The organism is Achromobacter pestifer, from assembly GCF_013267355.1.
In the GTDB taxonomy this organism is placed as follows: domain Bacteria; phylum Pseudomonadota; class Gammaproteobacteria; order Burkholderiales; family Burkholderiaceae_B; genus Achromobacter; species Achromobacter pestifer_A.
The window spans coordinates 5,863,883-5,881,748 of record NZ_CP053985.1 but is presented as its reverse complement, the minus strand read 5'-3'; the positions used below and the strand labels follow the sequence as shown (position 1 = coordinate 5,881,748).

Sequence of the window (17,866 nt, the reverse complement as noted above, 5' to 3'; positions counted from 1 at the left end):
TAATAGTCATGCCTGCAATCCTAGCGGCTCTTGGCTGTGCAGGTCAATATAGGCGAATGACCGGTTTCCGCGATGTCTTCCGAATGACCATTCGTAGCCGGCAGCCGTCATTGTTGACCGACCGATTCCGACCCTGAAGAGACAGTCGCGGAAGCGCTAATCGGACGCTGTCACCACGCCCCATAGGCTGCAGTCGACCCGCAGTCGTCCACCGGCACGGAAAGGGCGCAGCGACTGCCCCCAAGGCGAAACGGACACTAGGCGTAACCAAAGCCGCGTTATGATGTGACGCATCAGGTGGAGTTGAACGCCGCCGCTCATCGCTCGCTGCGCCGACGATTATTGAAAGGATTTTGCTATGAATCTCTCTCCAACAGAGTCAAACATGTGGAGTGGCAATCATGAGGACAAGCCAGAGCGCCTGGATGATCGTGCTATCAACGAGCGATACGTACGAGGTGAGGGGCGCATCGTCATAGAGACGAATAGGGAGAAGCTGCCGGGATTTGTCAATCAACTTCAAGATCCTGGCTACATGGACTTGCGCCCTTTCTACCAGAGACGTCCTAGATGGGATGCGAGGCAACAGAGCTTGCTTATCGAGTCTTTCATTATGAACATACCGGTTCCACCGGTCTTTCTATATGAAAGAGACTTCAATTCGTATGAGGTTATGGATGGCCAGCAAAGAATTACTGCAATTAGAGATTTTTATTCCAACAGTTTCAAGTTGAAGGGCCTTCAAATGTGGCCAGAGCTCAACGGCCGCAGCTATAAGACGTTGCCCGAGAAGATCAAGGCTGGTATTGATCGGCGCTCGATCACGTCAATTGTGTTGATGAAAGAGTCTACCGAAAACGAGGAGGAGGCTTCTTTCCTTCGCGAGACGGTATTCGAAAGATTGAACACAGGTGGCATCAGGTTAGAGCGGCAAGAAATTCGAAACGCTCTATATCGCGGTAAATTTAACGATCTCCTAGACGAAATTACTCGATGGGATAAGTTTCGTGACGTATGGGGATTGCCGCGTTGGGTCGACAATGAAATCGAAACAAACACGGAGCTTTTGGATAACCCGATGTATGCAAAAATGGGCGATTCTGAGATCGTGCTTCGTTTTTTCGCGTTGCGCCATGCATCCCATTACCGCAATGGCATGCAGGGATTTCTAGACCTCTATATGCGCAGGGCCAGTTTCTTCGGGGACGATGACGTGGCTTTTCTTCGTGATCTTTATGATCAAACATTAGATCTTGCAAAGGATATCTATCAGGACAAGGTCTTTCGACCTTATAACTCAGGCAATGAAAAGTGGGAGCCCAAACCGCACAAAGCCTTTTATGACGCGGTCATGGTAGCCCTGTCGTCGCGGTTGCACGAAGGGGGCACTCTAAGGAAGCGCTCGGCAGATGTAATCGAAGCGACCAAGCAGATGTTCGCGGCGCATGAAGATGGGACGTTTACCGGCCGCGGAAATACTAAACAGGATATCCTCGGACGAATAAGCCTCTATGACAAAATGTTGGGTTCCTTGCTAGGCCAGTGATGTACAACGCGTTTTTAGAGCAAACGCAGAAGCGCATCGACGCACTGAGAAAATACATCTCGGTGTCAGACGTCATCCGGAGCACTATCCATGAGAAAACGTTTCTTTGCAAAGCCGATGCAAAATGCTTTGACCAATCTCTTCTCTCCACAGAGAAGGCGCCCGACAGGGTGGAGTGGCGATTAATAGAGCACTGCACTACGGTTACACGTATCTATGCTATTTATGAGCAGTTCTCTCATGAGATGCTTCGCGAGCACATCGGTCTGCTGCAGAAGAATTTACCTTTTTCTGCCTTTCCTGAAGAGGTAAGGCAGGCGTATAGGCGTGGGATTTCCGCTATCCTTGAAAAGAAGGACGGGCCACGTTATGCGCACCTTGATCTGCGATCTTTGGTTGAGCAGTATGGAAAGGCACTCACAGGTCAACCATATATTCTCGAGCCACTTGCGCTGTTGGTTCAGGAGCAGAACCTCAGAATCCAGGAGTTGACTCGCTTGTTCTCGGGTTGCGGTATCGAGAACATCGCGTCGTGGATCGATCAGCACCCAAGCGTTGTTGATTTTTTTGCGGCCGGTGGTCGACTGGGCGCTTCAGCCGATCATGAAATGCGAGAACTAATAAAATATCGAAATGACGCTGCACATGGAAGTATAGATATCGACGAGCTTCCAGGTATCGATTATCTATTTGAGTTTTGCGACTTCATTAGTGCCATCTGCGAAGCGGTTTCGGAGCGGGTCCAGCTCGTTGGGTTGCAGAAACTGATCGATGCCGGCATCGCTTCGAAACGAGGAAAAATCGATGAATGCCTAAAAAATAGGGAAGTTATTATCGGGAAACTAACCGGAAAATTTCGCGTGGGAGATATCATATATCTCCACGGATCCGATTACTGTGTCGCGCGTGAAATCAGGAGTATTCAAATCGATGGTGCCGATCAAAGAGAGGTAACACTGACCTCCCCGACAGAGCTAGGGTTAGCGATAAATGGACCGGGGCGCAAGCGAGCCACTGTTACCGCACTCGACTCTTCCGTGCCAAGAAGCGAACAGAACGGCAATTAAAATGAGTGAAGCAATGAGATCGCGGCGCCTTTCGATATGCACGGGAGCCATCGCCGCCTCCGAACTCCCGCATCCGCGATACCGACCCGCGGCTGAGGACGTGGAGTCGTAGCCAGGGAGTGCTCCGTTCGGATGTGCTGGAGCGCACATTGGTGATGTTTGATTTGACCTGGGCTCGTTGATGATATGGACGTCGCCATCGACTGTCCGGAAGTGGCCGGCAAGCGACCTCTCGCCGGCCAGGACGCATCAAACCTCGGTTTGTTCAGCCATCTCAAGAGCATCGTCGACCTCGATGCCCAGATAGCGAACTGTGCTTTCCAGCTTCGTATGCCCGAGCAGCAGCTGTACCGCCCGAAGATTCTTCGTCCGGCGGTAGATCAACGAGGCTTTTGTACGGCGCATCGTGTGGGTGCCATATGCGGTATCGTCGAGGCCAATCGATGCGACCCAGCGATGCACAATCCGGGCGTACTGCCGCGTCGACAGATGCGGCGACGTATGCAAGCGGCTCGGAAAAAGAAAATCTGCCGACTTTAGCCCTCGTGCATCGATCCATGCTTCAACGCTCTCACGGGTTTGCTCCGTGATCTCGAATTGGACCGGACGCTGGATCTTTTGTTGCAGGACGGTGGCTCTCACGGCCACGTGGCTCCCATGGCGGATGTCCTGCACCTGCAAGCGCGTGAGATCGCACGCTCGAAGCTTGCTATCGATTGCGAGATTGAACATCGCGAGTTCCCGGATGTTCGAAGCCATCTGAAGTCTTACTCGGATTGCCCAAATTTCTCGGAGCTTTAGGGGCGGCTTCTGCCCGGTGAGCTTTCCCTTGTTCCATGGCACACGACGGTCAACGGTGGCGTTCGCGGATTCCATGACAATCTCCTTTCGAGTAAAGGGAGATTCAGTGTGCGCCTACGGAGGGGCGCTATCCGACCCTAGCTGCCGTTCGAGTTTCCATGGCTAATGTTCGCTTTGCGCAAGCGGTCATTTTATCGAAGCTGCGTCTAAAGATTTATGCAATCGACGCCAGAGCACGAATATCGACCGTTAGCTCTGAGAAAGGGGCGCGTCGTACATCTTCTTCAACAACGGCTCCATCAACTTGTCCGTTTGCTCCCACTCATCCTCGGTAAGCATGCTGTATCTCTCTGTCAGCGTCATCTCGTGGTCGAACTTGAGGTCGATAGGTGTTTCCAAGCCAACGATAAGTTGCATGCCGGCGGGCAAGTCCTTCGCGATGAAACTCAGGACGGCAGGAAGGTTAAAGTCGTCTTGCGCTTGCTGGTTTGGCGAATCGATGACTACCGGGACGTCGTACGTGCCTTCATTGCTTTGCACGGTGCGCCAGATGGAGGGCGAAGTAGCGCCGGCCGTCTACTGAGAACTCGAGTAGCGACGCAGCGTTTTCGTCCCATTGTTCGAGCTTTCCCTGTGGCGTCGCGCCTAGCGTCTCAAACAAGCTGCGAATCAGCGTCGTCTTGCCCGTGTGGTTCCTCCCCACTAGCAGGTTCCTGCTCGGATGAACACCTTGGCCACAACCTCAATAAGCTGTACCGAGAATACCGACGCCTTTACCCAGAACTTCGGTACCATTTCGAGGTGCCGCGCCAGTTTTTGGTGTCCCTGAACGAGGAGCTGTTTCCTGAAGATACCGACGCATTCCATGGTGTATTGGACCAGCGCCATCGGTACGCGACAGATAGAAAGGGTGCTTCGTTCGCTATTCCGGAGACTTTCGACCCGGTGACAATGAAAGAAACGCTTAGCGAACTTCGCCGCGTATCCCAAGTTATCGAGTGGGTCGAGTTACGGCCTTATCTAAAGGCAGTGCTCGGGAAGGGCGGGAGTTGACGCACGACTTCAGGTGCCTGTGCCCCAAGATATGGGTAGACAAATGCCCGGTTCTCGCCTGACGCGGTCGTTCGCGGGGATTAATTAAAAGGCTGCTCCCTGGCCGGAAGCAGGCGATTGCGGTAGTCCGCTTCCGACCCAAAGCGATAATTGAGAAAAGCAGGACGTTCAAAATACCGTGAAGTCGCCAGGCACGATGCAGGCTTGTCGGAGTAACGCTAGAGTTAAGGCGCAAAACCTTTTATCTCCGCTTGATTGAGCAATGTGCGGACTGCTCGTTTATACCGGAATACATCCTCAAAGTTAACCTCGACGCGGTCTCCATTTTTGGCGACAAGATTTTTAACAAGCGGCGCAATGTCCTTTAGTCCACGATCACTCCACTTTCCATCATTGTGAACAATGCAGTTTCGGATTACGTTTAACTCTAGGACACCTCGGCGTGCCCACTCCTGTTCAGGAGCGCACGTCACATTCCTGGTTTTGTTGCGCAGGTACGGATATGTCTCCGGGTTCTTACCCTTCGCCTGCATAATTGACGAAAGCAATTCGTCGGTCAGGGCGGCTAAGTCAACAAGGAGAAGGCTTAAGAGGTTGGCTTTAAGATTTAAAACCACCGCCGATACGTCTCCATCATTAAGGCGAAAATCGTCTTCCTTGTAGGGACGATGCTCGACGTTTGAGTCAAATTGGTCTTGCCTAGGAAGCCAACCAAACGCGTCGGTAATGCTACTGCCTATTCGGTTGATGTTTCCCAAATCAATCTTGCTGCTGATAGTGACCGAGTGCACCAAGCCGTACGCAGTCTGGCTCCATCTGGTCAATGCCTTTATCCACATGTCATGTCCTCGCCGTTATTAAACGGACCTACCGCATCCGAATTTTGATTGATAAATATTAGAATTATGGCAGAGGGATTAACCCTCTGAACAAGGAAGTTACCTCGCCCAGAGGGTCTGCTTGTCGAATCCCTAATGCGGCTCCCAGGGTAACGCTTGGAATGTCCACCTCCAGGGAAAACGTCAACGGCTGGTCATGGCCGACAAGAGACCATGCGGCAGTTATCGACCTTCGAATCCCGGCAGTAGTCGCCAACGAGACCATCTACCCTCCGACTGCCCGTTCCGGCGGCAGGGTAAACCCCCCCCCATGCGCTACTCCGACTTCAACCAACGCCTCGCCGCTCTCGGCGCCCTGCCCGTCCATCGTGGCCGGGTCATGCGCGTCTGGCTGCAAGGGCAAGCGCTCGACACCGGCACGCGACGGCGGAGCGCCGAGCACTTTCTGCCTCTCGCGCTGCGCGATGCCGTGCCCGCCTTGACCGCAGAGCTGGACGCCCTCGCCCGCGTCCGCTCCGAACACGCCGGCAACGACGGCTCGCGCTTGCTGGTCGAACTCGCCGACGGGCAGATGGTGGAAAGCGTGCAGTTGCCGCGCGATGGACTTTGCGTCTCGACCCAAGTCGGCTGCGCGGTCGGCTGCCGCTTCTGCATGACCGGCAAGAGCGGCCTGATCCGCCAGGTCACGAGCATGGAAATCCTAGCCCAAGTCGTGCTGGCGCGGCGTCTGCGCGCGGTAAAGAAAGTGGTCTTCATGGGCATGGGTGAACCGGCGCACAACCTCGACAACGTGCTCGAAGCCATCGACCTGCTCGGCACCGAAGGCAATATCGGCCATAAGAATCTCGTGTTCTCCACCGTGGGCGACCTGCGCGTGTTCGAAGCCCTGCCGCAACAACGCGTCAAGCCCGCGCTGGCGCTGTCACTGCACACGACCAAGGCCGAACTGCGCGCACACCTGCTGCCACGCGCACCGAAAATCACGCCAGAAGAACTGATCGAACTTGGCGAGAGATACGCTCGCGACACCGACTACCCGATCCAGTATCAATGGACGCTGCTCAAGGGCATCAACGACGGCGACGACGAACTCGATGCCGTCGTGCGTCTGCTCAAGGGCAAATACGGCGTCCTCAACGTCATTCCCTTCAATAGTCTCGAAGGTGACGACTACCAGCGCCCCGATACCGAGCGCATCCGCGAGATCGTCGGCTCCCTGCAAAGCCGTGGCGTGCTGACCAAGGTGAGGAATAGCGCCGGGCAGGACGTGGATGGAGGCTGTGGGCAGTTGCGCGCTCGGGGTTGTTGGCGCGGAGCAGGTGGTCGAACTACGGCGCATGCGCATGGCAAAGCTGGAAGCTGCCTAGGGCGGGACCGCCCGTAGTCTGAACCTTTTCTCTGCTTACGGATTCACAAGCAGTTCCACAGAGATTCGCCCTGTCAGTCATTCACAGCTGGAATCTTGTAGGTCCCATTTTGAACCGCCTGCTCAGCGCGTATGGGATCGTATTCCCAATGCCATGGCTCACGGCTGACGGTGCGAACGAATCCAAACTTGGTCGCGTTCTGTTTTAGCCACTCATAAACCTCGTTGCCGTCCGCGCCGGCGACAGCGATATCGATGGCGATCCCGTTCTGGTGGTTCGAGTTGCCCGGCTTCGCGGCCAAATTGAAGCCGGGAAGCCGCTTGTCATACCCATCCCACAGCATCTTCTGCTCCGGATAGGATCGGAATCCACTATTGATGGCGAGGGCCACTCTCGACGACTTCGCCTTACCGACCATTTCCAGATATGGTGAAACGGTATCCGTAGAAAGGCGCTCAATCTCCATTGTCGAGTCGACTATTTCGACTAGGTCAATCTGGCCTATATAAGCACCACGCGACCACGCGGCATTAGAACCGAACTTTCCACTTCCAGCCCCGGGCTTGAGCAGATCGAGTGTCTCATTGATAAACTCGCCGTCGAAGTTCCTTGTCGAGGTCCAGCCAAGTGGCACGCCATCTTCTCGGACGGCATGCGCAAACAGTGCGACCTTCTTTGCTCCAGTCTGCAAGCGCTGAATCGCATCAACACGTACGACAATTCCTTTCGGTATTATTCGGATTTTTCCATTGGCCGTTTCGAAAGCCATGAGATTGTTTGCTTGCCTCAACCGCGCGTCGGGATCCGAGACGGTGAAACTGTTGCTGAGATAGCTACGTTCAAGCATAGGTCCTCCATTTAGGCGATTGCCTGAAATCAGATCGGAACACTACGACACACCTAGCTGTGCAAATAATAAAATAGATGCCGGGCTAAAGTTTCCACAGCATTCAGATAGAGAAACTGTAGTTCGACTACCGTTTCCTAAGCGCAGATCATTCGGCCAGCAGCAGACCGGACGGCTTTCGAATTTGGCCACATGGCCGGCGTTGCGGCCAGATCAGCTATCGACCCGCGCGCGAAGCTTTTCCAGAAATTTTTCGACCGAACTGGACTTGATAATGGAGCTGAAACTTGAATGATAGGTCTGCTGAACGGACAGCCCGCTCGTATAAATTTCGACCACCCGCCATCTACCATCAATGTAAAGACGTTGAAACTCCATGGTGAACTCGCGGGCCTTCGATTTCGCCGAATAATAAATACAGTCCGCCATCTTCAGCGCCAGGCAGGTGATCTGGATCACAGCAATCGAGCTGGGCTTACTTCGGAACATCTCCCCAGACTCCAACGCAAACTGCGAGGGCAACGGGCCTTCGAAGGCGCCGTGGAGGGTCCTCATCAGGAACCGGCCATAAAGTTCAACGGCTTCTGCCTGCCTTGACGGTGACATTGTTCTCCACGCCGGTCCAAGCACAACTCGCGTCATGGTCTCGGTTGCTACCAGGCGCTTGAAGCTAGGACCAACACGCTGAGCGAACGCTTGCTTGGTCTCTTTCTGCGGGCTCGCTATAGCTAGAAGCGCAGTTGCAACCCTCTTGGCATCGGCATTTGTTTTTTCAGAAGGCTGCGCGGTTGCACTTCCAGGGGATCCCATCAAAAGAATGCCCAGCAGCAGAAGTTTCGGAAGCACGTTTTGCATCTTTTTTCATCCATCAGCCGTGAAGAATGAACGCGTCCTACGCAGGACGCCTGAACTCGATGAGCAAACTGCGGGTCGCGAGACGCTACTGTTTAGCGCTCGCGGCATCCCGGCCAGGCTTTGCAGCGTTGCTGCCAGCCTTTAACTTCGCGCGCTCCACGTTGCAGTCAAGTTCCAGGACCACTTTCCCCGTGTCCTTTTCCGTGACCTTCGATGCCAGCTTCAGGTCTTTCGGGTTGCCCCGATCCTTGCATGCTTCATATGCATAGCCTTTTGCGGAAGCGAGTAGCAACCCAGGATGGCGCGGAGCGGTAACCGCCGCTTTCCACTGGCCGGATTGTTCCTGCCAGTACGCCTGATACATCGTCGTGTCCTGCGGCGGGTTGGTTGCTGCCTGGCGTTCCTTGGTTTTAGCTCGCTCCGCGTTGCAGTCCAGTTCCAGTACGACCTTCCCAGTAGCCTTCTCCGTCACTTTCGCTACGCGGTTCCAAAGCTTGGGAATACCGCGATCCAAGCAGGCCCGATGCGCTGCCCCTTCCGCAAAATTCAGATCGGTCCCTGGTTGGTTTGCCGCAGGCCCCTTCCACACTCCGGCAGGATCCTGCCAGGTGGCGATGTATTGCGCGGCAGCCGGACCAGCCAGCAGCATGCCTATCACGCCCGCACCGCATAGCCAATTCTTCATGATCGCCCCCCCACTCATTTTTTGAACAAGTAGGGTATTCGCTATCGCGATGTATGTATCTAGCCCGGAAGGAGCAATCCAATCCTTCTAGGCGATACGAACCTTCCCCAGATCGAGGAAATAAAGATGCCTGACTGCAATTCCGCAGCATAGGTAGCGAATTTCTTTAGCCTAACTGCCTTGGTCTTCGGCTAACAGTCGGCGTGATCAAACCACTCGATGCCCCCGCTCCTACCTAAGAAGGGACTTTCGCAGACCTGTCATGCCCTCGCGCTTCTCAACCAAGAAATCAATCAACGCGCGTACCTTGGCAGGCATCTGCGCCCGAGTCGGCGCATAAATATAGAACCCCGCGAAAGGCTTGCACCAGTTGTGCAGCACACGCACCAGCGCGCCGGACTCCAGGTGTTGCCGGACAGCAATGTCGATATGCTGCATGAGCCCAGCGCCTTGCAATGCGGCACGGATCATTCCATCGTCGTCGTTGGTGATGATGCGACCCTGAGGCTCCACGGTGAAGGTGTGCCCGCCTGCCTCGGGCGAGGTGAATTCCCATGGATGGATCGCACCTCGGGTCTGCCTGAAACGCAGGCAGTTGTGCCGGGACAGGTCTGCCGGCGTGGCGGGCGAACCATGTTGCTCGAAGTATGCGGGCGTGGCCACTACCGCCATTTCCAGCGCAGGCGTGATCGGCACCGCCACCATGTGTTCGGCCAGGCTCTCGCCTATGCGTATGCCCGCATCACAGCCTTCGGCCACGATGTTGGCCAGCGCATCGTCCATGACCAGTTCCAGTTGGAGCCTGGGGTAGCGCGTACAAAACTCCTGCAAATGGGGTTCCAGCAGCGTTTTGGCCGCTACGCGCGAGGTGTTCACCCGCACCAATCCTGAGGGCTCGTCACGCATGTCGTGCATGGTGCGTACCGCGCGCTCCACGGCGATCAATGCCGGATACCACACGTCATAGAGACGCTGGCCTTCTTCGGTGAGCGACATGTCCCGCGTCGTGCGGTACAGCAGCTTGACGTTCAAGCGGCGCTCCAGTGCCTTCACATTCTGCGACAGATTGGCCCGGGAGACCCCCATTTCAGCTGCGGCTTTGGTGAAGCTGCGATGGTGCGCCACATGGGCGAACCAGGCCAGGGACGGAAGCAGTGACGGGTCCATGCAGCGCTCATTGTCAATTTAGAAATACTACTGTAGTTCGGATTGAGGTCTATGGCTAACCAAACGCTCGGCGTACAGTGCATCCATCGGGCTCGGGTTTGAGCCTTCAGAGAAAAGTGGCCCGGCAATTCCTATTCAGCGCCTACCAGGAGCGCGTCATGCAAAGCGTCAAGATCAAGCACACCTACTGGGACATTGCGGCGGACCTGCACTTCCCGCCGGATTTCGACAAAACCAGGAAGTACCCGGCGATCATCAGTGCGCACCCCATAGGAAGCTGCAAGGAGCAGACCTCGGGCAATGTCTACGGCGAGGCCCTGGCCAAGGCAGGTTTCGTCGTTATCGTCTTCGATGCCAGCTTCCAGGGCGTCAGTGGCGGCGAACCGCGTTTCACCGAAGACCCCACGCTGCGCGTCGAGGACTTCCGGGTGGTGTGCGACTACCTGGTAACGCTGCCCTATGTGGACGAAGAACGCATCGGCGTGCTGGGCATTTGCGGAGGCGGCGGGTACTCCATCAACGCCGCCATGACCGAGCGCCGGATCAAGGCCGTGGGCACCGTCACGGGCGCCAACTATGGCCGTCTGATGCGCGAAGGCTTCAGCGGCTTTGATCCGATCGGCGCGTTGGAGGCCATGGCCAAACAGCGCACGGCAGAGGCCCGGGGGGCCGCGCTGCGCGTGGACGACCTGCTGCCGCCTTCGCCCGAAGCTGCCAAGGAAGCGGGCATCAAGGAAATTGACGTGCTGGGCGCCACCGAGTACTACCGCAGTGACCGTGGCCGCGCGCCCAATGGCCTGAACCGTGCGCTGTTCTCGCACCAGTCCGCGGCCATAGGCTGGGATGCTTTTCACCTTTGCGAGACCTTGTTGACGCAGCCCCTGATGGTGGTGGTCGGCGATCAGGTCGGGGCTTTTGGCGCTTACCGCGACGGCTGCGAGATCATCGGCCGCGCCGCCTCGAAGAAGAAGGAATTGGTAGTGGTCGAAGGCTGGTCGCATTACGACCTGTACGACAAGCCCGAGCCGGTCGGCCAGGCGTTGGCCAAGCTGATCCCCTTCTATCAGGAAAACCTGTAAACGCGGGCAGAGCGCGAGCCTGCGGCTCCGCGGCTGTCTGCGAGAACAAGCCATCGGCCTTGCCGGAGACGGCTGGGCCGATTCATTTGGAGAGGAACAACATGACCAAGGTATTGATCCTGGGCGCGAGCGGCCAGATTGCCCGCTGGGTCGTACGGATGCTGGGCGAACGCCAGAATATCGAACAGACCCTGCTGGTGCGCGATCCCAAGAAGCTCACCGGCGCGGAACCCAGCAACGCCAGGATCGCCATCGGCGACGTGATGGACAAGAAGCTGCTGCCCCAGTTGATGGAGGGGCAGGATGTGGTCTATGCCAATCTCGCGGGGGACGTGGACAAACAGACTGCGCACATCCTGGCGGTGATGAGGTCCAAGGGCGTCAAGCGCCTGATCATCGTGAACTCGCTGGGCATCTATGACGAAGTGCCTGGTCAGTTCGGCGAATGGAACCGCCACGAGATCGGTCAGTATCTGACGCCTTACCGCAAGTCGGCGGATCTGATCGAGGCATCCGATACCGACTACACCATCTTGCGCGCTGCCTGGCTGCAGGACGAGGACGAAGTGGACTACGAGATCACCGGCCGGGACGAGCCATTCAGGGGCACCGAAGTATCGCGCAAGAGCGTGGCAGCGTTGGTGACGGAACTGGTGAGGCACCCTGAACGGCTGATGCGGGCCAACGTGGGGGTGAACAAGCCCAATAGCGATGGCGACAAGCCCGCTTTCGCTTGATTTGAAGCGTCTCTAGACAGACGGGAAATTAATGCCGTCGAGTATGCTCTCCCGGAGGAAAGAAGCATGATGGGAAAAAAATGGCTGCCAGACAACAAATTGCGATAAAAATGATAGCCGGATATCTTGACCAAACATTGGGGTCTGGAGAGAATTTATGACTATTGAAGACGTAGCAGCAGATTTGCGGAGTAGTGGAGCAGAATTTGTCATGGCGCTGCAAACTACCAAAGAGATCAAGCGGCAGGCATTCGAGCGTCTGGATAAAGCATCCAGAGAGCTGGCGAGGCTACTGAGGGGAGCTGAGCAGTTGCCGCGAAATATCATCAACGACCTCTACATCACAGCCAAGATCCTTGAGAACGAAGCCCCGTACTCGCAAGATAGTGCCCTTGTCAGTCAGATGGCGGGCACGCTTTATATGACCTTCGATTTAATCCTCCTGGGCGAGTCTCACGAGGACCGTCTCCCAGGCATACCAAGAGTGCGTTAGATGTAAAACTACGACCAGCGTGTATTCTTTGGCATTCTTCGGTCTACAGCTAGTGCCGCAATACAAGCCCCGGCCGCATATTCGAGCAGGGGCTTTTTTTATCTGCGCAAGAACATTCCGGATCGCACTTTTTCAGAATTGAAATTCGTTACCTTTTTTCCACAATAACGCGGATTTCAACTCTGGCGTCCTAGCAACTCACTGAATTTTTCCCAGTTCAGCGCAATCACCTCGGCACTATCCACACCTGCGATCATATCAACGTAGATAATCGCGAACGGCGCAGGATTTCTTAAATCGAAGCCGATGAGTTCACCCGCACCGTTTCCACCTATTGGGAAGAAACCCTCAGTGACCCACTCTTGATGCCACCTGTCGGACACCTCGCGCAGCATCATCCCAACGTTATCCAAGCACGCGTTATAGGGTGCAACCGGTAGAGGCCCTTCGCCTCCGTCGCTCACAGCGAGGAATTCGTAGTAACCACTGGGGATTTCTGCATGTGCCAATTTCTGCAATTGGCTTAGGGCTGAAGCCGAGGCGCCGACGCCCCCCGTCCAATCTTTCTTGTCAAGGGAATCCATTTACCCTCCTCTTGAACACCTTAGATTTTTTTCGACCATATTTTATTAAAATCGTCTCTCGATATCTCCTTCAATTCAAATTGCTTATCACTAGAGATTTCATCATTGCTCGGAAGCGGCTCTTTACTTAGCCCGCACCCTCCCTCGCTACAACCTCCATCGGCGAAGTGCATTCGTCCATCTCGCAGCACATCCACCTTCCTCACCTCGAATCCATCAACGTCTATCTCGCTATAGATCAATAAAGGCTCGTCCAAATACTCGTGAATCCACCTCACCTTTAAATATCGCATCGTGTCAGTGCGCCGCTCTTCATTGCTCTTCCTTCCAAGCTCAACACCATCTTACTAAGAACTACACAAGCAATTTTGTCCGCGACGGTCTTACACATTGATTCCGTTTCAATTTTTTAAAATTTCGCCAACCATTAATATTCTCAATCTATACGAGCATAAAAATTCTGTTCACGAATATCTCTCTGCAGTTTCCCCCTGCCGTACAATCCTGCCAAAAAATCCTCCTCCGCCCATCCTTGTGGAACGATCAGGTCTTCACCGGGGAATTTCAGCTCGTCCATTCTGGTTTTTATTTCTTCGATATTTTCCGACAGCTCCCCTCTTCCGACAAAAACTCCTATTGCTCCGTGCAAGGCTACTAAAAAATTCCCGTCGGAGATGTGCTTGACCCTAAAATCGGTCAAATACTTAGCCTCGCTCAATGCCAAACATGCATTTTTGCAATCATCGTCAGATTTCTTAATAAAAAGAAGAGTTCCATTTTTCATAATAGAAACCCCTCCCCTATTGAAAACCAGAGGGCCGATCGCTTTTTCGATATCCCGCAACGGAACCGTATTTACGGGCTCCCACTTGATCGAAATTTCTTCCACTTTTGCCTCGCGAATTTAATATATGATATATTAAGATATTTCCGCAAATCTCGGGGAAAATCACTCTTAATCAATGGTTTTCTGTAAAGGACGAGCCTGGCTTTTGATTGATAGGTCATCAGCGCGTGCTTAGCTCCAGTCTTATCCCTTGGAGAGGATTTCAAACTACAATTTCTCAGCTCTGAACTAGTGAAATTTTAGGTTGACACCCTTTTTAGCAAGTGTTTGGTGAATAGCCCGCAATAAGCACGACGACTGCTTTCGACCCTGGCAGCCCTTCGCGTTTGCCAGAAGCGACATGCCCTTGCTGCCTGTATTGCTGCGCCATTTCCGTTTCTCTGTCCGCTATACAGAAAGACGAATCTCAAAACTAGGGCAAGGGTCTTTTCTTTTGCCACCGCCTCGCCATGGCGAATGCTTGATGCCTGAGGCGCTGAGGGAAAACACGCTGGCGAGAGACCGCCAGGAGCAGAGCGGCTATCTCCTCATCAATGGAAAGTCCTTCTTCAAGCCAGGCCAATGCCAACTGAGGCCAATATTCCGTTGGCCACTTTAGACCAGCGATCACAATTTCTCTGGCTGAAGGGCCGTCGAGGGGCAACTGATCCATAGGTCGTTCGAGATGGATCACCAGCTCGGATGGATTGATCGGTAGGTCGGTATTTGTCATTTTCTCGAGAACAGGAAAAGGTAGGTTGCTTGAGGCTGAAACCTGCATCAGATTGACGGCGGGCGCCGCCTCCGACCGTGGTAATCAAGGAAGTGGCGCATTTCATCAGTCAGACTCTCTTCAGTCACGATAACTACCACAATGCGACTATCCGCTGGAACCTTCCTCCGTGCTGACTAATGCCCCGGTCCAAAGCTTGTGCTTGGCAATCAGTTCCCGCCCCCTACGCCACCCAAGCCGTCAATCATCCCCTCCCCCCGACGCGTTCCTCGCCTCAGCCAGCGCCACCGTCAAATGCATCACCTTCTTCTTAAGCTGATCCCTTTCGTCCGTCAGCCGGGTCAGCAACTCCCGTAACCGCGCCACCTCCGCCGGCAAATCAGCAATATTCTCGATAGGAATATCCGGCACTGCCTCCCGCGGCGGCGGAGCCTTGGCCTGACGGACTTCGCGGGCGGCCTGCTGTAACTCCTTCCGGCCGCCAGCCACGGCCGCAGCCTGCCGCTCGGGCGGCAACGTCGCCACCGCTGCCGCAGCGTTGATGGAGATAGCCCCATCCTTCACCGCCCGCACCAATTCCGGCGCCGCAGCCTTCTGGATCTTCTCGATCTGCCCCAAGGTATTGCTGCTGATACGCGCAGCCCGAGCCAGCGCCTGCCGGCTCAGCGCCTGCGACACGACTGCGGCCGGCAGCGGCGGCGGTTCGCCGGAATCTTCGTCCCAGGGCGGATCGTCAGGCGCGGGCGCCGAGGCGGTGCGCGCTTGCAGGATTTCCTTCTTGCGCAGCGCCAGCACCCCGCGCTGGAAATCCGACACGCTGCGCCGGCCCAGGTGGTTCTCGATCATCCAGAGATGCACGTCCTCCACGGATTTGAACGAGGTGTTCTGCCGTGTCTCGAAAGGGATGCCGTGCTTCATGCAGAGCGCATGGCGGTTGTGGCCGTCGACCAGCAAGTCGCCCCACAGCACCAGGGCATCGCGACAGCCTTCGGCCAGCAGGCTGCGCTCCAGCGCCTCGCGTTCGTCGTCGGTCAAGGGGTCTATATAGGCGCGCAGGCCCTCGTCTATCCTGATTTCCATGGTGTCCAAATACGGTTACGTCCTGGCCCCGTACGCAATACGAGGCCCCTTGCATCTGCCCTAAGCCAGCCCCTGTCCCCGCAGCACGTCCTGAATGGCCGCCAGCCGCGCCACCGGGTCCGTCATGCCCAGCAAGGTGACCTTGTCGTCCGGCGGCAGCGGCAGCAGTTCGCACCAGCGATCCGCGACCCAGCCGCTGTCGTCCAGCCGGAATGGCGGGCCCAGGGGCATTCTTTCAGGAGACACGCCGTCTTGCTGCCATTGGGCCACCAAGCGTCCCAGCGCGTCGGCGCTGGGCTGCATGGCGGCCGGCACGGGCGCGGGCGGGTCGTCGGGGATGGGCTCGGCCTGGCCCATCCAAAGGCCGTATTTTGCCACCTCGCTGGAAAGCAGCCGGAAGCGGCTGGTGCCGACGCAGCGCAGTTCCAGCAGGGCCGGCATGGGTGCGTCCCAGGCGTCGATGCGCGCCATGGTGCCCACGGGGGCCAGGGTCTCCGTGCCTTCGGGGGTGCGGACCTCCTGGCCCGACAACAGGCCGACCACGCCGAATTCGCTGCCGTCCGCGATGCAGCGGCGGATCATGTCCAGGTAGCGCACCTCGAAGATGCGCAGGTGCAGCACGCCGGCGGGAAACAGCGCGTTGGATAGCGGAAACAGCGGGATCAGAGACATGGCGGCCTCCTATTTCACGATGAATGCCTCGTCGACGGGCACCTGCATGGCGGTGACCATGGCGTTGGTCTGCGCGGCCATGCCGATCACGCCCAGCAGTTCGGCATGCTGGCCGTCGGTCATGCCCTTGGCGCGGGCGGCGGCGGTGTGGGAATGGATGCAGTAGGTGCAGCCGTTGGCGGTGGACACGGCGATATAGATCATTTCGCGCACCAGCGGCGAGAGTTCGCCGTCCGCCATCATGACTAGCTTGAGCTGGCCCCAGACCCGCTCCAGCTGCGGCGGATCGTTGGCCAGGACGCGCCAGAAGTTGTTGACGAAGTCCGACTTGCGCGTGGCGCGGATGTCCTCGAACACGGCCCAGGCTTGCGGATTTTTGCGGACGTCGTCGTCGGACAGCAGTTTTACGGTGCTCATGCGGCGCTTCCCTGAAAACTAGTTCAATTCGATGAAAAGACATGTCACGCGCTCGCCATATCGCGCGGCACGCGCTTGCCCTATGATGTAGCGCGGTTCGCGGCGCTCAGATGCTGCGGCCGTCGTACGGAATGCGGGGCCAGGCGTTCAGATCCACGTTTTCCAGGCAGCGCACGTTCACCGCCGCTGTCTCTTCGCCCTTGGGACCCACGCCGAAGCCGAATGGCGCGCAGCCGCAATTGGCGCAGAAGTGGTGTGAAATCACGTGCTTGTTGAACCGGTAGGTCGACATGCCGCTGGCGGGCGTGGTGAGACGCACGCTGGCGCGGGGCACGAACCACAGCAGATAGCCTTTGCGGCTGCAGTGCGAGCAATTGCATTCCAGTACCTGGGACGGTTCGCCATCGACTTCGAACGCGATCTGTCCGCAATGGCAGCTTCCTTTCAGCATGGCCGGGCTCCTTCGTTAACGTCGGGTCGGGCTTCCATCATAGAGCGGCGCCGGCCGTCATGGCGCGGTCCGCTCGTCACTCTGGAGACATCATGCCCCAACTATCCGCCTACCTCAGCTTTGACGGCAATTGCGCCGAGGCCATGCACTTCTACGAGCGCGTGCTGGGCGGGCGGATGGAGGCCATGATCCGCTACGCGGACGCGCCGCCCGACGCCGCCATGCCGGCCCTGTCCGAGGAAGACGCGGGGCGCATCATGCACGCCCGCCTGGGCCTGGACGAGCAGACGCTGATGGGCAGCGACGCCACTGCCGGCCATCCCTACCCAGGCAAGCAGGGCGTGGCGCTGTCTTTGGCCTATCCCACGGTCTCGGACGCGCAGCGCGTCTTCGACCTGCTGGCGGATGGCGGCAGCATCACCATGCCGCTGCAGAAGACCTTCTGGGCCGAGGCCCATGGCTCGCTGATAGACCGCTACGGCACGCGCTGGATGATCAGCGGCGGGCGCGTCTCCCACTAAGAAAAAGCCAGGCGGCGGATCGAGCCGCCATCCAAGGAGCAAGAAC

At 56.4% G+C, this 17,866-nt stretch carries 21 protein-coding genes and 1 pseudogene; 7 read left to right on the top strand and 15 right to left on the bottom strand.

Annotated elements, in window-relative coordinates:
- The first annotated feature begins 358 nt into the window (after nt 1-358).
- Both FOC84_RS27790 and FOC84_RS27785 read left to right on the top strand, forming a co-directional pair.
- The gene (locus FOC84_RS27790; protein ID WP_173147953.1) at nt 359-1,546 is read left to right on the top strand and encodes a DUF262 domain-containing protein; all 1,188 of its coding nucleotides are present in this window, start codon (nt 359-361) and stop codon (nt 1,544-1,546) included.
- Nucleotides 1,546-2,613 (top strand): MAE_28990/MAE_18760 family HEPN-like nuclease, encoded by a 1,068-nt coding sequence (locus FOC84_RS27785; protein WP_173147951.1) that lies wholly within the window; start codon nt 1,546-1,548, stop codon nt 2,611-2,613. The genes FOC84_RS27790 and FOC84_RS27785 overlap by 1 nt, the downstream gene beginning before the upstream one ends.
- A gap of 249 nt (nt 2,614-2,862) precedes the next feature.
- Here FOC84_RS27785 and FOC84_RS27780 read toward each other — a convergent pair whose 3' ends face one another.
- From FOC84_RS27780 to FOC84_RS27770, 3 genes are all read right to left on the bottom strand, one after another.
- The gene (locus FOC84_RS27780; RefSeq protein ID WP_173147950.1) at nt 2,863-3,489 is read right to left on the bottom strand and encodes a tyrosine-type recombinase/integrase; all 627 of its coding nucleotides are present in this window, start codon (nt 3,487-3,489) and stop codon (nt 2,863-2,865) included.
- A gap of 174 nt (nt 3,490-3,663) precedes the next feature.
- Nucleotides 3,664-3,954 carry a hypothetical protein gene (locus tag FOC84_RS27775; RefSeq protein WP_173147948.1) on the bottom strand — a complete coding sequence of 97 codons (291 nt, stop codon included), beginning with the start codon at nt 3,952-3,954 and terminating at the stop codon, nt 3,664-3,666.
- A gap of 737 nt (nt 3,955-4,691) precedes the next feature.
- The gene (locus tag FOC84_RS27770) at nt 4,692-5,306 is read right to left on the bottom strand and encodes a hypothetical protein (RefSeq protein WP_173147946.1); all 615 of its coding nucleotides are present in this window, start codon (nt 5,304-5,306) and stop codon (nt 4,692-4,694) included.
- A 310-nt stretch (nt 5,307-5,616) separates the two neighbouring features.
- Here FOC84_RS27770 and FOC84_RS27765 point away from each other — a divergent pair.
- Nucleotides 5,617-6,673 (top strand): annotated as a pseudogene (locus tag FOC84_RS27765) (RNA methyltransferase).
- A gap of 73 nt (nt 6,674-6,746) precedes the next feature.
- Here the strand turns inward: FOC84_RS27765 and FOC84_RS27760 are convergent.
- The 4 genes from FOC84_RS27760 to FOC84_RS27745 form a co-directional block, all read right to left on the bottom strand.
- On the bottom strand, nt 6,747-7,520 hold the full coding sequence (locus FOC84_RS27760; RefSeq protein ID WP_173147942.1) for a M15 family metallopeptidase: 774 nt from the start codon (nt 7,518-7,520) through the stop codon (nt 6,747-6,749).
- A 213-nt stretch (nt 7,521-7,733) separates the two neighbouring features.
- Complete coding sequence (locus FOC84_RS27755) at nt 7,734-8,375, bottom strand: ABC transporter substrate-binding protein (RefSeq protein ID WP_173147940.1); 642 nt, start codon at nt 8,373-8,375, stop codon at nt 7,734-7,736.
- Nucleotides 8,376-8,460: 85 nt separating this feature from the next.
- Entirely contained in the window at nt 8,461-9,060 is a 600-nt protein-coding gene (locus FOC84_RS27750; RefSeq protein WP_173147938.1) for a hypothetical protein, read from the bottom strand.
- Between the two features lie 231 nt (nt 9,061-9,291).
- Nucleotides 9,292-10,227: a LysR family transcriptional regulator gene (locus FOC84_RS27745; RefSeq protein WP_173147936.1), complete on the bottom strand. Its 936-nt coding sequence runs from the start codon at nt 10,225-10,227 to the stop codon at nt 9,292-9,294.
- 158 nt (nt 10,228-10,385) lie between these two features.
- Between FOC84_RS27745 and FOC84_RS27740 the strand changes: the two genes are divergently transcribed.
- From FOC84_RS27740 to FOC84_RS27730, 3 genes are all read left to right on the top strand, one after another.
- Entirely contained in the window at nt 10,386-11,306 is a 921-nt protein-coding gene (locus tag FOC84_RS27740; protein ID WP_173147934.1) for an alpha/beta hydrolase, read from the top strand.
- A gap of 101 nt (nt 11,307-11,407) precedes the next feature.
- On the top strand, nt 11,408-12,043 hold the full coding sequence (locus FOC84_RS27735) for an SDR family oxidoreductase (protein ID WP_173147932.1): 636 nt from the start codon (nt 11,408-11,410) through the stop codon (nt 12,041-12,043).
- Between the two features lie 157 nt (nt 12,044-12,200).
- On the top strand, nt 12,201-12,536 hold the full coding sequence (locus FOC84_RS27730) for a hypothetical protein (protein WP_173147930.1): 336 nt from the start codon (nt 12,201-12,203) through the stop codon (nt 12,534-12,536).
- Nucleotides 12,537-12,712: 176 nt separating this feature from the next.
- Here the strand turns inward: FOC84_RS27730 and FOC84_RS27725 are convergent, their stop codons facing one another.
- The 8 genes from FOC84_RS27725 to FOC84_RS27695 all read right to left on the bottom strand — a co-directional run bounded on the left by FOC84_RS27725 (nt 12,713) and on the right by FOC84_RS27695 (nt 17,299).
- Nucleotides 12,713-13,120, bottom strand: coding sequence for an SMI1/KNR4 family protein (locus FOC84_RS27725; RefSeq protein WP_173147928.1), 408 nt, complete (start codon nt 13,118-13,120; stop codon nt 12,713-12,715).
- A 20-nt stretch (nt 13,121-13,140) separates the two neighbouring features.
- Nucleotides 13,141-13,413: a DUF6881 domain-containing protein gene (locus FOC84_RS33565; RefSeq protein WP_367949479.1), complete on the bottom strand. Its 273-nt coding sequence runs from the start codon at nt 13,411-13,413 to the stop codon at nt 13,141-13,143.
- A gap of 143 nt (nt 13,414-13,556) precedes the next feature.
- Entirely contained in the window at nt 13,557-14,009 is a 453-nt protein-coding gene (locus FOC84_RS27720; RefSeq protein WP_173147926.1) for a hypothetical protein, read from the bottom strand.
- Between the two features lie 370 nt (nt 14,010-14,379).
- The gene (locus FOC84_RS27715) at nt 14,380-14,679 is read right to left on the bottom strand and encodes a hypothetical protein (RefSeq protein ID WP_173147924.1); all 300 of its coding nucleotides are present in this window, start codon (nt 14,677-14,679) and stop codon (nt 14,380-14,382) included.
- 240 nt (nt 14,680-14,919) lie between these two features.
- On the bottom strand, nt 14,920-15,759 hold the full coding sequence (locus FOC84_RS27710) for a hypothetical protein (protein WP_173150453.1): 840 nt from the start codon (nt 15,757-15,759) through the stop codon (nt 14,920-14,922).
- Nucleotides 15,760-15,819: 60 nt separating this feature from the next.
- Nucleotides 15,820-16,431, bottom strand: a complete 612-nt coding sequence (locus tag FOC84_RS27705) for an LON peptidase substrate-binding domain-containing protein (protein WP_173147922.1) — start codon at nt 16,429-16,431, stop codon at nt 15,820-15,822.
- A gap of 9 nt (nt 16,432-16,440) precedes the next feature.
- A complete protein-coding gene (locus FOC84_RS27700; RefSeq protein WP_173147920.1) occupies nt 16,441-16,848 on the bottom strand; it encodes a carboxymuconolactone decarboxylase family protein in 408 nt (135 codons plus the stop codon).
- A 106-nt stretch (nt 16,849-16,954) separates the two neighbouring features.
- Nucleotides 16,955-17,299: a GFA family protein gene (locus tag FOC84_RS27695; protein ID WP_173147918.1), complete on the bottom strand. Its 345-nt coding sequence runs from the start codon at nt 17,297-17,299 to the stop codon at nt 16,955-16,957.
- A 92-nt stretch (nt 17,300-17,391) separates the two neighbouring features.
- Between FOC84_RS27695 and FOC84_RS27690 the strand changes: the two genes are divergently transcribed.
- Entirely contained in the window at nt 17,392-17,820 is a 429-nt protein-coding gene (locus tag FOC84_RS27690; RefSeq protein ID WP_173147917.1) for a VOC family protein, read from the top strand.
- Nucleotides 17,821-17,866: the final 46 nt, after the last annotated feature.

Coding starts and splice junctions, on each gene's coding strand:
- FOC84_RS27790 (WP_173147953.1), top strand. CDS start 359: ATGAATCTCTCTCCAACAGAGTCAAACATGTGGAGTGGCAATCATGAG.
- FOC84_RS27785 (WP_173147951.1), top strand. CDS start 1,546: ATGTACAACGCGTTTTTAGAGCAAACGCAGAAGCGCATCGACGCACTG.
- FOC84_RS27780 (WP_173147950.1), bottom strand. CDS start 3,489: ATGGAATCCGCGAACGCCACCGTTGACCGTCGTGTGCCATGGAACAAG.
- FOC84_RS27770 (WP_173147946.1), bottom strand. CDS start 5,306: ATGTGGATAAAGGCATTGACCAGATGGAGCCAGACTGCGTACGGCTTG.
- FOC84_RS27760 (WP_173147942.1), bottom strand. CDS start 7,520: ATGCTTGAACGTAGCTATCTCAGCAACAGTTTCACCGTCTCGGATCCC.
- FOC84_RS27755 (WP_173147940.1), bottom strand. CDS start 8,375: ATGCAAAACGTGCTTCCGAAACTTCTGCTGCTGGGCATTCTTTTGATG.
- FOC84_RS27750 (WP_173147938.1), bottom strand. CDS start 9,060: ATGAAGAATTGGCTATGCGGTGCGGGCGTGATAGGCATGCTGCTGGCT.
- FOC84_RS27745 (WP_173147936.1), bottom strand. CDS start 10,227: ATGGACCCGTCACTGCTTCCGTCCCTGGCCTGGTTCGCCCATGTGGCG.
- FOC84_RS27740 (WP_173147934.1), top strand. CDS start 10,386: ATGCAAAGCGTCAAGATCAAGCACACCTACTGGGACATTGCGGCGGAC.
- FOC84_RS27735 (WP_173147932.1), top strand. CDS start 11,408: ATGACCAAGGTATTGATCCTGGGCGCGAGCGGCCAGATTGCCCGCTGG.
- FOC84_RS27730 (WP_173147930.1), top strand. CDS start 12,201: ATGACTATTGAAGACGTAGCAGCAGATTTGCGGAGTAGTGGAGCAGAA.
- FOC84_RS27725 (WP_173147928.1), bottom strand. CDS start 13,120: ATGGATTCCCTTGACAAGAAAGATTGGACGGGGGGCGTCGGCGCCTCG.
- FOC84_RS33565 (WP_367949479.1), bottom strand. CDS start 13,413: ATGCGATATTTAAAGGTGAGGTGGATTCACGAGTATTTGGACGAGCCT.
- FOC84_RS27715 (WP_173147924.1), bottom strand. CDS start 14,679: ATGACAAATACCGACCTACCGATCAATCCATCCGAGCTGGTGATCCAT.
- FOC84_RS27710 (WP_173150453.1), bottom strand. CDS start 15,759: ATGGAAATCAGGATAGACGAGGGCCTGCGCGCCTATATAGACCCCTTG.
- FOC84_RS27705 (WP_173147922.1), bottom strand. CDS start 16,431: ATGTCTCTGATCCCGCTGTTTCCGCTATCCAACGCGCTGTTTCCCGCC.
- FOC84_RS27700 (WP_173147920.1), bottom strand. CDS start 16,848: ATGAGCACCGTAAAACTGCTGTCCGACGACGACGTCCGCAAAAATCCG.
- FOC84_RS27695 (WP_173147918.1), bottom strand. CDS start 17,299: ATGCTGAAAGGAAGCTGCCATTGCGGACAGATCGCGTTCGAAGTCGAT.
- FOC84_RS27690 (WP_173147917.1), top strand. CDS start 17,392: ATGCCCCAACTATCCGCCTACCTCAGCTTTGACGGCAATTGCGCCGAG.